Below are 12,528 nucleotides of genomic sequence, written 5' to 3'. Positions count from 1 at the left end.
TGCCCGAATTGCAATAATGGAGTCCAGGAGGTGCGCCATGGACCGGTTGCAATCGATGCGGGTGTTCCAGCACGTCGTGGACGAGGGCGGCTTCGCGGCCGCCGCCCGCAAGCTCGACCTCACGCCGGCCGCCGTGACGCGGCTGGTCGGCGACCTGGAAAAGCACCTGGGCGTGCGGCTGCTGCAGCGCACGACGCGGCGGCTGTCGCTCACGCCCGCGGGCGAGGCCTACCTGAACCGCCTGCGCGGCATCCTGGGCGAGATCGACGAGGCCGACGCGCTCGCCCGCGAGCAGAGCCGCGAGATGAGCGGCACCGTGCGCGTGCTGGCGCTGCCCGTGGTGGCCACGCACATCATCGCGCCGGCGGTGCCCGGCTTCCAGCGCCTCTATCCGGAGGTGCGCCTGGACCTCGACGTGCAGGACGTCGTCGACCCGAACGTGGAGGACTACGACGTGACCATCGTCAACGGCGCGCTGCCCGTCGTGTCCACCGCGGTCGTGCGCACGATCGTCGAGAGCCAGGCGGTGTTCTGCGCCTCGCCCGAGTACCTGCGCGAGCACGGCGCGCCGCGCACGCCGCAGGAGCTGCAGCAGCATCGCTGCCTGCGCCTGCGCGCCCCCGGCATGCGGCTGCGCGCGATGACGCTGATCGATCCCAGCGACGGCGACCGCACGCTGGAGGTCGACGTGCCCGCGGTGATGACCGCGAACCACACCGATTCGCTGATGCGCGCGACGCTGGCCGGCGCCGGCATCAGCAGCCAGCCCGTGGACCTGATCGCGCCCATGCTGCGCAGCGGCCACCTGCAGCGCGTGCTCGCGCCCTGGATCACCAACCGGCTGTCGCTCGTGGCGGCCTTCCCGAGCCGCAAGTTCATGCCGGCGCGCACGCGCGCCTTCATCGACCACATGGTGGACCACACCCGCCGGATGCTCGCGGGCCTGGGCCTCGCGGACGAAGCCGCGGGCGGATGAGGGCTAGAAGCGCACGGGCGCCACGCGAAGGCCGACCCAGGCGGCGCCGATCACGGCGTTCACCGGCACGGCGATCGCGCAGGGCACGTAGAACAGCACCGACAGGCCCGGCGCATGCAGCAGCGACTCCACGACGACGCCGAGCGCATACGAGGACACGCCGCAGCAGAACCAGCGGCGCATGTACGTGGGCAGCCAGCGGGCCTGCTCGCGGTTGTGCCGCCAGGCCGCGGCGCGTTCGAGCACGTTGCCGCGGCTGGCGTCCTTGAACAGCCAGCCGAAGAAGAAGTAGCGGTACAGCAGGGTCGTCGAGGACATGATGGGCTCGCTGGCCGGATCTTCGCTTCCTGCAGCGCCAGCGCGCGTGCGTCTCCATGCTGCCTGCCTGTAGGAACGCGGGGCGGTGCATACACGCCGGGTGCGCAAGGACACTGGCGGCCGCGCCAGCGCTGCCGTGCGTCGTGGGCGATACTGCCCTTTTCGAGGAAGAACAAGTACATGAGCGACTGGACCGAAGAACTGGCCGCGGCCGAAGCGCAAGCCGAGCGCTTCCAGGACGTCGAGAGCGAGGCGCAACAGAAATTCCATGTCGTGCTCGCGCAAGCCGAGCAGGCGGGCGACGCGCAGCGCGCGCTGCAAAGCCCGGAGTTCCAGCGATGGATGGATGCACGGCGGGCGACGGACCTGGCGTGGGGGTCGTGGTCCTTGTTGAAGGATGCGAAGCAGGGGGGGTGATCCGTGCGGGCGGTGGGGTTCGCTTCGCTCACCGCCACCCTTCTATGACGACTGTTTTGTCAACCTGGCTGCGCGTTGATCCTTGCTGGCCTGGCGGCAAATTTCCGGTCGTTTCCTCGTGGGCGCTGGGCCTCACCACCTTCTATCCGTCGGCGCCGGGGCGCCCGACCTGTTCCTGCATATGTTGACCGGAATTCCAACGAGCCCCATCTACAAGATGTCGGTCGCTGCTTTGAGTCGACCTGAGTGGCGCGCGGGCTCGTTCATCTGCTGCCTGGCTGGCGGACTGTTGCGCTCCTTTTTCCTGTTGACTGTCTTCAGGCGGCCTTCAACTCCGCGCCGGCCGGAATTGCACCGTCGCGCAGGTAACGCCACAGGGCCATCGCCAGCCGCCTGGCAACCGCCACGATCGCGATGCGCCTGCCTCGTTTGTTGGCGCCCGTGGTTCTCTTGGCAAACCACCGCGCGAGATCACTATCAGGCTGGTATCGGATCCAGAACCATGCCATCTCGATCAGCAACGCTCTCACACGTCGGTTGCCCTGTTTGCTGATGCCTTGGTCGACGTGGCTGTTGCCGCTGTCGTAAGGCTGCGGCACCAGGCCAACGCAGGCCCCCACTTGACGTCGATTGGCGAATTCACGCCAGAACAACTCCAGCACCAGCCGCATCGCACCCACCCAACCGACGCCCTTCAGCTGGGCCAACTGCGCGATACAGCGCTGCACGGACTGCGGCAGCTGGTGGATCAAGGTCCTTTCCAAGCGCGCCAACTGCTTGCAAGCAAGGTCTAGTCGCTCCGCTTCGCGCAGCAGCCAATTCCATAGCTCCTCTGGCAGCGCAGTGCCGTCGGCGCGGCGCACCTTGCCGGCGAGCAGCCGCTCCACGAAGCCGTCGTCGATCTCCTCGGTACACCCATGCAGCAACAGCAGCTTTTTGGCGCGGTCGCGGTGTTGGCCCACCTCCTTTTGTAGCAGCCCACGCTCGCGAGCGAGCAGCCGCCGCGCTTCGGCGGCCTCGCTGGGAATCTGCACCACGCGCAGTTCGCCGCGCTCGCCGCGCAGCCAGCCGCGCAGCACCTCCAGCAGCTTCAGCGCGTCCAGCCGGTCCGTCTTGACCCGGCGCGCATGCCTTGCCACCGGCACGCTGGCAGCATCCACGACGATCACATTCACTCCTTGCGCCTGCAGCGCTCGAGCGATCCAGAACCCGTCCTGGCCGGCCTCGTAGATCAAGTGGACTGGGCAGTTTTCCGGCAATCCCCACTTACGGCACAGCTCTCGCAGGCGGCCGAGCAGCGCCTGCAGACGTGCCCACCGGGGCCCATCGTCCACCACCAGCACCGCGGGGTGGGGCCTCTTCCCATCCGTGGCGGCAAGCTTCCAGGACTTCGCGGCGAGCTCTAGTGAAACGTCCAGAGCACCCGTACGATCGATACGTTGGGTCGGCTGCATACGATTCTCCTCAACACGGTCGTGAGAACTCCATGTTTAGGATCAATCCGCAGCCGACTCAACCCCCGTCATAGGATCTACAAGGAGAGCACCACCAGGCCGAGGACCACCAGCGCGAGCCCGCCTTGCTCGACGCGCGCGAGCTTCTCGCGCAGCACGCGGTGTGACACGAGGTAGCTGAAGACGACTTCGACCATGCCCAGCGTGCGCACGTTGGTCGCCGTCGTCAGCGCGAAGGCGGTGAACCAGCCGATCGACGCGAGCGCACCGCTGGCGCCGGCCACGGTGGACACGCGCCACGCGGTGACCGTGGCGCGCAGGGCCGCGGGCGCGCGCCAGGCCAGCCAGCCTCCCAGCAGCACGGTCTGCACGCTCTGCGCCAGCAGCACGCCCCAGCCGCCGGCAAGCCAGGCCGAGGTCTCCGGCAATTGCAGCGCGGCGCCCCGGTAGCCGACCGCCGACAGCGCGAAGCCCGCACCCGATGCGAGCCCGTACCACGCGGCGCCCGAGGTCCATGCGCGTCCTTCGAGCGGCGCGCCCTTCTGCGGCAGCGACAGCATCACGACGCCGGCCGTGGCCAGCGCGATGGCCAGCAGCGCCACCGGGCCGGGCAGCTCGCGCAGGAACAGCGAGCCGAACAGCGCCACCTGCAGCGCATCGGTCTTGGAATAGGCGACGCCCACCACGAAGTTGCGCTGCTTCATCGCCGCGAGCAGGGCGGCCGTGGCGCCCAGCTGCCCCAGCGCGCCGAGCAGCAGCCAGCCGAAATACGCCGCATGGAACGCGGGCACCGGCCCCGCCGTCGCCGGCAGGCGATGCAGCAGCAGCACCCAGGCCGCCGCGAAGGGAATGCCGTAGAGGAAGCGTGAAAGCGTGGCGCCGAGGGTGCCGGCCTGCGCGACCAGCGAGCGCTGCGCCGCGTTGCGCGCCGTCTGGGCCAGGGCGGCCCAGAGGACGATGGGCACCCAGAGCCAGCCGGCCGTGCTCAATGCGTGCAGCTGCCGCCGGCGGCGCGCGTGAAGAACTGTCCCTTGGCGAGCGCAAGGACGCCGCTGGCGCCGATGATGCGCAGCTCGTCACCCTGGGCCAGCAGCTCCATGGTGTGGTTGCGCTGCGGATCGGCGATCACGCGCGCGCCTTCCATGTGGCCCGTGATCTCGCGCACGCGGCCCTTGCGCACGAGGCGCGCCCGGAAATCCTGGAACTGCTGCGCGATCTCCAGCCTGAACTCGTGCAGCAGGCCGGCGCCGCACCACAGGCCGCCGATCGAGGCCACGCCCTGGCGCATGGCGACCTGCGTCGGTTGCGCGGGGGCGGCCGATGCGGCCAGGGGCAGGGCGGCGAAGGCCAGCAGGGCGGCGGTGGCGGGACGGCGGAGGTACTGCATGGCGCGCACGATAGCACCTGGCGAGTTGCCGCACGGGCCGCTCGGACAAGCGTGGCTCAGCGGTGGCGGCCCTCCGGCCGGGCGGGCACGCGCTGCAGCCGGGCGGGACCGAGCGCCGGCGGGCAGGTCGCCAGCCACTGCGGCCGGTAGGCGACGAGCAGGCTCACCACGGCGCAGGTCCAGGACGCCTCGCCCATGGCCAGCAGGGCGACGGCGATGCGTTCCAGGCCGCCGGTGGGCCCGTCCAGGCCGTGCGCGAGCGCGGCGGCTCCCAAGCCGCATGCGGCCAGCGCCAGCATCGGCACCAGGAACGCGCGCCCGAGCATGTAGGCCACCGGATGCGCGCCCGAGGCGCGGCGCACCGCGTAGCCCAGCAGCAGCACCAGCGTCGCCGGCAGCAGCCCGGACCAGGCGGTGAGCGCGAGCGCCTGGGCCAGCGTGTGGCCCGCGGTGAGCATCGTGCTGAGGCCCGCGACCGTGATCACCGGCACCGCGAGCGGCCAGCCCACCAGCAGCACCACGAGCGGCGCGCCCGACCAGTGCAGCGGCAACGACAGGGCGGCGGGGCCGGGCCAGGACCACAGCCAGGGCAGCAGCACCAGCGCGGCCAGCAGCGGCGTGGCGAGCGGCACCTGCCCCTGCCACGGACGCAGCAGGCGCCAGGGCCGCACGGCCAGCGCCGCGCACCAGGCGAGCAGCAGGAGCAGCGCGTCGAAGGCCATGCGTTCCCGGCGGCTAGCGGCCGGCCGGCCGGATCTTGCCTTCCCTGCAATAGCGGTCGTATTCGTCGCGCGTGATGGCCGCGGAGCCCGCGTTGCCCTCGCTGTCGTTCCAGGAGAGGGTGACGCTGTCGTCGGCGACCTCGATGTCCACCGCGCCGTCGGGCACGGGCATCAGCACGCCGTCGCCGGCGCGAAAGCAGACTTCACCGCGGATGATGGCGTGCTGGGTCATGGCGGCCTCCTGGGTCGTTGAACAGCCAGTGTCCGGGGCCCGGCGGGGCAGCGCCTGTCAGCCGGCAGCCCGTGTCGGTGCCGGACGGCCGTTGCAGCGACAATCGCGCCCCATGAGAAGAGTCTGGAGGGATGCGGGGGCGGTGCTGGCGCTGGCCCTGCTCACCGGCGCCTTGCTGGCCTCGGCGCTGTGGTACCTCCGCTCCGCGGCGGTGCGCAGCGGCGAGCAGCTCACGGCATCGCTGGCGCGCGTCATCTCCGAGCAGTCGGCGCGCACGCTGCAGTCGGCCGACCAGGCCTTGCAGCTGACGATCGTGCGGCTGCAGGCCCTGCGCGACACCGGCCGCCTCGACGAGGAGACGGGGCGGGCGGCGCTCGCCGAGGAGCTCCGGGAGCTGCCTTTCCTGCGCGCCATCTGGGTGGTGGACGCGGACGGCCGCATCGCGCTGAATTCCAACCAGGGCGGCGTGGGCGTGCCGGTCCAGGACCGTTCCTATTTCGACGTCTATCGCAAGGCGCCCGCCACCGGCTTCTTCATCGGCCCGATGCTGCGCAGCCGCGTCTCGGGCGCCTGGATGGTGGCGGTCTCCCGCCCCATCCGCGACGCCGACGGCAGCGTGCGCGAAGTGGTCGTGGCCGGCCTCGAGCCCACCTATTTCGAGCAGCTGTGGCGCGACATCGACGTGGGCACGGACGGCTCTGTCGTGCTGTACCGCCGCAACGGGCAGCTGCTGATGCGCAGTCCCGGCGACCACGCGCTGATCGGCGAGGACTTCTCGCGCTTCCCCGTCTTCACCGACTACCTGCACCAGGCGCCACAGGGCACGTTCATCCGCAAGAGCGGCATCGACGGCGTGGTGCGCCTGTTCGCCTACCGGCAGCTCGCGGCGTACCCCGAGCTGGTGGTCGCGGTGGGCTCGGGCTACGGCGCGATGCTCGCCTCCTGGCGGCGCTTCGCCCTGCTCACCGGCACCGTCTGGGCCGCGGCGGTGCTGGTCGCGCTCGGGCTGACCCTGCAGCTGCGGCGCCATGCGCGCAGCCGGGAGCAGACCGAGCAGCGCTTCGAGCAGCTCGCGCAGGCCATGCCGCAGATCGTGTTCAGCGCCGACGGGCTCGGCAACGTGCAGTTCATCAACCAGCGCTGGGTCGAACTCACCGGGCTGCCGGCGGAGGACGCGCTGGGCAAGGGCTGGCAGGACCTGATCCACCCGGACGACGTGCAGCCCACGCTGGAGGCGATCGTGGAGGGCCTGCGCACGCGCCAGGAGCTCACGCAGGAATACCGCGTGCGCTACAGCGACGGCGGCTACCGCTGGCAGCTGCTGCGCGCGGTGCCGGTGCCCTCGCGCAGCGGCGGGATGCTGTGGCTGGGCGCGATGACGGACATCGACGCGCTGCGGCGGGCGCAGGACCAGCTGCGCGAGCAGGCGGAGCAGCTGCACGTGGCGAGCCGGCTCACGCGCCTGGGCCACTGGCGCATCGACCTGCCGGCCCGCTGCGTGAAGCTGTCCGACGAAGCCGCGGCGATCATGGACCTGCCGCCGGGGTCGGCGCCGTCGCTGGAGGAGATCTTCGCGACCATCGCGCCGGAGTCGGTCGCCCTGGTCGCCGAGGCGGTGAACGGGTGCATCGAACGCGGCGAGCCCTTCGACCTGGAGACGCAGCTGGTCACCGCCACCGGCCGCCAGATCTGGCTGCGCTCCGTGGGCGAGCCGGTGCGGGATGCCTCGGGCCGGATGGTGGCGCTGCAGGGCGCGCAGCAGGACATCACGCTGCGCGTGCTGATGATGCAGGAGATCCGGCGCCTGAACGCCAGCCTGGAGGAGCGCATCGCCGAGCGCACCGCGCAGCTGGCGCGCCAGGAGGCGCTGTTCCGCACGCTGGCGGAGCAGGCGCCGCTGCCCTTCTGGACGGTGGACCTGCGCGGGCGCATCACCTTCCTCAGCCGCGCGTGGTACGAGCTGGCGGGCGGCGCGCCGCCGAAATGGCACGGGCTGGAATGGCGCGAGCTGGTGCACCCCGACGACCTCGCGTCGGTGGAGGAGAACTGGCAGCGCAGCGCGCGCTCCGGCGAGCCCTACGCGGGCACGCGCCGCATCCGCGCGCGCGACGGCAGCTACCACACGACCAGCTACCGCGCCCTGCCGGTGCGCGGCGAGGCGGGCGAGATCCTGTTCTGGGTGGGCGTGGACAGCGACATCACCGACCTGATGGACAACCAGGAGGCGCTGCGCCTGGCGAACGAGCAGCTGGAGTCCTTCTCGTACTCGGTGTCGCACGACCTGCAGTCGCCGCTGCAGCGCGTGGGCTCGTACGCCAAGCTGCTGCAGCAGGAACTCGCCCCGCTGCCGCCGGGACGCGCGCACCACTACCTCGCGCGCATCCAGGCCAATGCGCAGGACATGGTGCAGCTGATCGAGGGCCTGCTGGCGCTCGCGAGGGTGAGCGAGGTGGAGATCATCTGCTCCGTGGTGAACCTGAGCGACATCGCCACCGAGATCCTGCAGCGCCGCCAGTCCGACGAGCCGCAGCGCCAGGTGGCGTGGCGCGTCGAGCCGGGGCTCGCCGCCCTGGGCGACTCGCGCCTGGTGCGCTCGGTGCTGGAGAACCTGCTGGGCAACGCGTGGAAGTTCAGCTCGCGGCAGCCCCGCGCCGAGATCGTGGTGGGCGCCGTGGACGAGGGCCGCACCTACTTCGTGCGCGACAACGGCTGCGGCTTCGACATGGCCTATGCCGATCGCCTGTTCGGCACCTTCCAGCGGCTGCACGGGGCCGACGAGTTCCCGGGCACGGGCATCGGCCTGGCGACGGTGGCGCGCGCGGTGTCGCGCCAGGGCGGGAGGGTGTGGGCGCAGTCGGCGCCGGGCGAGGGCGCCACCTTCTTCTTCACGCTGCCGCCGGCGGAAGGCGCGGCAGGCTAGCGGTGCAGGTCGCGGGGCAGGCTTTCCAGCGGCTGGAAGGCCGAGTCGATCGGGTGGCGCCGCGGCGGCGCGCCCTTGCCTTCCTTGCCCAGGAGCAGGCGCGTGATCTTGCCGGCGCGGCCCACCAGGAAGCGCACCAGCGAGCGCAGCAGGATGGAGCCGTTGAACGGGATGTACGTGAGCATCCCGTGGCCTTCGGTGTAGCCGGGGTTGTTGGCGAGGTAGAAGCGGGTGTCCTGCCGCTTGCTGTTGCGCCAGCGGTTGCGGTCTTCCTCGCTCTCCAGCGTCACCCAGTTCACGTGGCGCACCAGCGGGTTGGCGGGGTCAACGCGCTCCAGGTCGAAGCTGGCCGCGAGTTCCTCCATGCGCTGCATCAGGTGCGGGGGGATGTCCTTGCGCTTCGCGTGCGGCCAGATCACCGGTGCGTAATGCGCGAGGAAGGTGTAGCTGCTCGGGTGCGTGAGCGCCGCGAAGATGCAGAAGCGGCGCCACGGGCGGTGCGCCCACAGGCGCAGCAGGCGCAGCACCGCGTAGACCATGGTCACGTCGCGTCCGCGGTAGGCGGGCAGGGTGCCCGCTTCCAGCCGGATCACGGTCGTCAGCCGCCCATCCAGCAGCAGCCGGAACGCGTGCATGGAGGTGTAGCCCACCACCTGGCCCGCGGAGTTGTGCTTCACGTAGCACCAGGTGCGCCACGCATCGCGCTCGACGACGTAGGCGCGGAATTCCTCGTACGACAGGCCGGTGAAGATCTGCGAGTGCACGGCGAACAGCTCCCGCGCGAGCGCCTCCCGCGCCTCGCGGGTCATTTCGTGCACGGGATGGCAGGTGATGCGGGAGAGCGAGCTCATGGCTAGGTGTTTTGCTTAGTATGGCAGAGCATTACAAATTGCAACAGCCCCCGGTCGTCGGATCGTCGATCCGCGCGTGACCATTGCCTCCTCCCTCTGACGCGGCGGAGTATGCCCCAGGAAGGTGCTTGTTTGCATTTGTAAGGGAGCCTCCATGAAGCCGGCGGGGTCGCCCTTGATCTGCAACAAACTGTGAAGGAGAGCCCGCCCGTGTCCGGACGAACGGTCGGCCGGGCGGCTTTCCGTGCGGTTTTCCACGGCCCGGCGCGCTACTTCCTGGCAGCGTCGCGCGCGCGCCGCAGCGATACCTCTTGTAGTGGCCTGCCCACGCACGAGCTCCTAGCATCGCCTCCATGAACAGAAGAGGAGTCCTGGGAGGCCTGGCCCGCGGGCTGGGCGGGGTGGCGGCGGCCGTGCTGCTGCTGGCGGCGACGCCGGCATCCGCCCTGGAAGCGGCGACGTACAAGTGCGTCTCGCGCGGCAAGGTGGTCTACACGCAGATCCCCTGCACCGGGGGCCGGCCGCTGGTGCGCGGCGGGCACCGTGAAACCGACAAGTACCGCACGCCGCCGCAGGATCGCGCGCGCATCGCGCGGCGCGCCGTGCTGACGCCGCAGGAGCGCAAGGAATGCAGCGCGCTCGACGTGCGCCTGCGCGAGCAGCAGAAGGCCCTGGAGGCCAGGGGCGAGGCGGCGACCCTGCAGGACGAGATGCCGCTGGTGCAGTCGAAGAAGCGCTATCGCGAGCTCGGGTGCTGACGGCCGGGCCTGCGCGTGGGCCGGTCGCGGGAAGGGCTTTGGGCGGATGTTAAGCTGCCCGTTTTGCCACTCACGCTCCCCCTGCCATGCCCGGACTGCTGCCCAACGTCGACCCTGAAGGCCTGCTCGAATTCTCCGTGGTCTACACGGACCGCGCGCTCAACCACATGTCGCGCAGTTTCCAGGGGGTGATGACGGACATCTCCGCGATCCTGAAGGACGTGTACAAGGCGCACGCGGTGGCGCTGGTGCCGGGCAGCGGCACCTTCGGCATGGAGTCGGTCGCGCGCCAGTTCGCCGGCGGCAAGGACGTCCTGGTGCTGCGCAACGGCTGGTTCAGCTACCGCTGGACGCAGATCTTCGACGCCGGGAACATCCCCGCGTCGTCCACGGTGCTCAAGGCCCGCCGCCAGGGCAGCGGCGCGACCGCGCCCTGGGCGCCGGCGCCCCTCGCCGAAGTGACGGCCACCATCCGCGCGAAGAAGCCGGCGGTGGTGTTCGCGCCGCACGTGGAGACGGCCAGCGGCATGATCCTGCCGGACGACTACCTGCGCGCCGTCGCCGACGCCGTGCACGAGGCCGGCGGCCTGTTCGTCCTGGACTGCATCGCCAGCGGCGCGATGTGGGTGGACATGAAGGCCACCGGTGTCGACGTGCTGATCTCCGCGCCGCAGAAGGGCTGGAGCAGCTCGCCGTGCTGCGCGATGGTCTGCCTGAGCGAACGCGCCCGCAAGGCCATCGACGGCACCACGAGCACCAGCTTCGCGATGGACCTGAAGAAGTGGCTGCAGATCATGGAGGCGTACGAAGGCGGCGCCCACATGTACCACGCCACCATGCCCACCGATGCGCTGACGCGCCTGCGCGCCACCATGGAGGAGACGCGGGCCTACGGCTTCGCCAGGGTGAAGGCGGAGCAGGAGGACCTGGGCCGCAAGGTGCGCGCGCTGTTCGAGAGCCGCGGCCTGGGCAGCGTCGCCGCCGAAGGCTTCAAGGCCCCGGGCGTGGTGGTCAGCTACACGAGCGACCCCGGCATCCAGTCGGGCGCCAAGTTCCTGGACCAGGGCCTGCAGACCGCCGCCGGCGTGCCGCTGCAGTGCGACGAAGGCAGCGACTTCAAGACCTTCCGCGTCGGCCTGTTCGGCCTGGACAAGTGGCACAACGTCGACCGCACCGTGGCGCAGCTGCGCGACGCGCTGGACCGCGTGGGGGTGGTGGCGCCGGCGAAGGCGGCGTGATCTCGCGGAAGGCCCACCGCGCTCAAAAAAAAGCGGCCATCAGGCCGCTTTTTTCATCTGCACCGGCAGCAGGCCCTGCTTCTTGGCTTCGAGCAGCACGATCTCCACGATCGAGCCATCCTCGGCGTAGCTGATGTTCGCGTTCCAGCCTTGCGAAACCTCGCGCGCGATCGGCTTGTCCGACACCTTGATCTGCAGGATGTCGTCGTCTTCGAAATAGATGGATTTCATGGCGCGATCTCCCAGCGGTGCATGACTGTCTTGACCACCACAGCCTGCTCGATGACTGCGGCGACGCACAACAGGTTGTCGTGGCGGCCAGCAGAGGCCTTGTACAGCCAATGATGCCCGCTGCCCGCATCCCTGTCCATGAACAACGCCTCAGCTCCGCAGCTTCCGCCCGACGTGGCCCTCCACCGCGTCGACCTTGCTGCGCAGGCGCGGCTCCGAGCCGGCGCGGTAGTCCATCTTGAGGTTCATCGCGATGCGGCCGCAGTCCTGCTGCAGCGCGCGGAAGCATTCGCCGACGACGGCCATCACCTCGTCCCAGTCGCCTTCGAGGATGGTGCCCATCGCGGTCAGCTGGTAGCTGACGCCGCTGCGGTCGACGATGTCGAGGATGCGGGCCACGTGCCGGCTGAGGCTTTCCCCCTCGCCGGTCGGCGACATTGCGAATTCGAGCAGGACCATGCGCTTTCCCGTTCCACGGATGAGCGCGATCTTGCCTCATCGGGGGCCGGCGCGCCAAGCGCCGACCCCTCGCGGCGCGTTCAGAAACTCAGGCTGGCCGCTCCCGCCTTCAGCTTCTCGTGGATGGTGCTCGCGCCGGCGATGGTGACGCCTTCGAGCAGGTCCTCCTGGGCGTAGCCGCGCGCCTTGGCGCAGGGCGTGCAGGCGACGATGGCGCCGCCGCGGCCGAGGAAGTCCTCCAGCAGGTTCTTCAGCGGGTCGAGCGGCGCGACCTGCGTCATCTCGACGCTGCGCCGCCGCACGAGGTCGACGGCGGAACTGGTGAGGAAGGCCGTCACCTGCATGCCGGAGGTGATCGCCCCGCAGGCGATGGTGAAGGCCACCGACGACAGTTCATGGTCGGCACCGCGGGTCACGAGCACGACGAGTTCACGGGTGTCCTGGGGCATGGCGGATCTCCTGGTGGGCAGCCCATCATCGGGCGGGCTCGCATGATCCCGGGACGGGGCGCCGCCGGCCATGTCCGCGCGTCCTGACTTGTTGACCGGTCGCCGCCGAGGCGAAC

16 protein-coding genes are annotated in these 12,528 nt (G+C 70.4%); 5 read left to right on the top strand and 11 right to left on the bottom strand.

What is annotated here, in order from left to right; translation table 11 throughout:
• The first annotated feature begins 37 nt into the window (after positions 1-37).
• The gene (locus tag ACY0MJ_RS09300; protein ID WP_462638113.1) at positions 38-976 is read left to right on the top strand and encodes a LysR family transcriptional regulator; all 939 of its coding nucleotides are present in this window, start codon (positions 38-40) and stop codon (positions 974-976) included.
• Between the two features lie 3 nt (positions 977-979).
• On the opposite strand, the gene ACY0MJ_RS09295 is transcribed toward ACY0MJ_RS09300, so the two are convergent.
• Positions 980-1,294 carry a hypothetical protein gene (locus ACY0MJ_RS09295; RefSeq protein WP_462638112.1) on the bottom strand — a complete coding sequence of 105 codons (315 nt, stop codon included), beginning with the start codon at positions 1,292-1,294 and terminating at the stop codon, positions 980-982.
• Positions 1,295-1,474: 180 nt separating this feature from the next.
• On the opposite strand from ACY0MJ_RS09295, the gene ACY0MJ_RS09290 reads away from it, so the two are divergent.
• Entirely contained in the window at positions 1,475-1,711 is a 237-nt protein-coding gene (locus ACY0MJ_RS09290; RefSeq protein WP_462638111.1) for a hypothetical protein, read from the top strand.
• Between the two features lie 317 nt (positions 1,712-2,028).
• On the opposite strand, the gene ACY0MJ_RS09285 is transcribed toward ACY0MJ_RS09290, so the two are convergent.
• From ACY0MJ_RS09285 to ACY0MJ_RS09265, 5 genes are all read right to left on the bottom strand, one after another.
• Positions 2,029-3,165, bottom strand: a complete 1,137-nt coding sequence (locus tag ACY0MJ_RS09285) for an IS110 family RNA-guided transposase (RefSeq protein WP_462638110.1) — start codon at positions 3,163-3,165, stop codon at positions 2,029-2,031.
• A 77-nt stretch (positions 3,166-3,242) separates the two neighbouring features.
• Positions 3,243-4,154, bottom strand: coding sequence for an EamA/RhaT family transporter (locus tag ACY0MJ_RS09280; protein WP_462638109.1), 912 nt, complete (start codon positions 4,152-4,154; stop codon positions 3,243-3,245).
• A complete protein-coding gene (locus ACY0MJ_RS09275) occupies positions 4,151-4,552 on the bottom strand; it encodes a hypothetical protein (protein WP_462638108.1) in 402 nt (133 codons plus the stop codon). The genes ACY0MJ_RS09280 and ACY0MJ_RS09275 overlap by 4 nt, the downstream gene beginning before the upstream one ends.
• A gap of 56 nt (positions 4,553-4,608) precedes the next feature.
• Positions 4,609-5,274: a hypothetical protein gene (locus ACY0MJ_RS09270; protein ID WP_462638107.1), complete on the bottom strand. Its 666-nt coding sequence runs from the start codon at positions 5,272-5,274 to the stop codon at positions 4,609-4,611.
• Positions 5,275-5,287: 13 nt separating this feature from the next.
• Positions 5,288-5,506 (bottom strand): hypothetical protein, encoded by a 219-nt coding sequence (locus ACY0MJ_RS09265; RefSeq protein ID WP_462638106.1) that lies wholly within the window; start codon positions 5,504-5,506, stop codon positions 5,288-5,290.
• Between the two features lie 112 nt (positions 5,507-5,618).
• Between ACY0MJ_RS09265 and ACY0MJ_RS09260 the strand changes: the two genes are divergently transcribed.
• On the top strand, positions 5,619-8,426 hold the full coding sequence (locus tag ACY0MJ_RS09260; RefSeq protein WP_462638105.1) for a PAS domain-containing protein: 2,808 nt from the start codon (positions 5,619-5,621) through the stop codon (positions 8,424-8,426).
• Here ACY0MJ_RS09260 and ACY0MJ_RS09255 read toward each other — a convergent pair.
• Complete coding sequence (locus ACY0MJ_RS09255) at positions 8,423-9,277, bottom strand: hypothetical protein (RefSeq protein WP_462638104.1); 855 nt, start codon at positions 9,275-9,277, stop codon at positions 8,423-8,425. The two genes, ACY0MJ_RS09260 and ACY0MJ_RS09255, sit on opposite strands and share 4 nt — an antisense overlap.
• A gap of 353 nt (positions 9,278-9,630) precedes the next feature.
• Here ACY0MJ_RS09255 and ACY0MJ_RS09250 point away from each other — a divergent pair, with 353 nt between their 5' ends.
• Together ACY0MJ_RS09250 and ACY0MJ_RS09245 are read left to right on the top strand one after the other, a co-directional pair.
• Entirely contained in the window at positions 9,631-10,035 is a 405-nt protein-coding gene (locus ACY0MJ_RS09250; protein ID WP_462638103.1) for a DUF4124 domain-containing protein, read from the top strand.
• An 86-nt stretch (positions 10,036-10,121) separates the two neighbouring features.
• Entirely contained in the window at positions 10,122-11,273 is a 1,152-nt protein-coding gene (locus tag ACY0MJ_RS09245) for an aminotransferase class V-fold PLP-dependent enzyme (protein ID WP_462638102.1), read from the top strand.
• 39 nt (positions 11,274-11,312) lie between these two features.
• On the opposite strand, the gene ACY0MJ_RS09240 is transcribed toward ACY0MJ_RS09245, so the two are convergent.
• The 4 genes from ACY0MJ_RS09240 to ACY0MJ_RS09225 all read right to left on the bottom strand — a co-directional run bounded on the left by ACY0MJ_RS09240 (position 11,313) and on the right by ACY0MJ_RS09225 (position 12,412).
• The gene (locus tag ACY0MJ_RS09240; RefSeq protein ID WP_462638101.1) at positions 11,313-11,504 is read right to left on the bottom strand and encodes a DUF2283 domain-containing protein; all 192 of its coding nucleotides are present in this window, start codon (positions 11,502-11,504) and stop codon (positions 11,313-11,315) included.
• Positions 11,501-11,644 carry a hypothetical protein gene (locus tag ACY0MJ_RS09235; protein WP_462638100.1) on the bottom strand — a complete coding sequence of 48 codons (144 nt, stop codon included), beginning with the start codon at positions 11,642-11,644 and terminating at the stop codon, positions 11,501-11,503. The genes ACY0MJ_RS09240 and ACY0MJ_RS09235 overlap by 4 nt, the downstream gene beginning before the upstream one ends.
• Positions 11,645-11,654: 10 nt before the next feature.
• Positions 11,655-11,963, bottom strand: a complete 309-nt coding sequence (locus tag ACY0MJ_RS09230) for an MTH1187 family thiamine-binding protein (RefSeq protein WP_462638099.1) — start codon at positions 11,961-11,963, stop codon at positions 11,655-11,657.
• A gap of 80 nt (positions 11,964-12,043) precedes the next feature.
• Positions 12,044-12,412, bottom strand: coding sequence for a DsrE family protein (locus ACY0MJ_RS09225; RefSeq protein WP_462638098.1), 369 nt, complete (start codon positions 12,410-12,412; stop codon positions 12,044-12,046).
• Between the last annotated feature and the right edge of the window lie 116 nt (positions 12,413-12,528).

This window comes from Ramlibacter sp. bp-362, from assembly GCF_054956735.1.
This window is presented reverse-complemented; position numbering and strand designations above follow the sequence as displayed.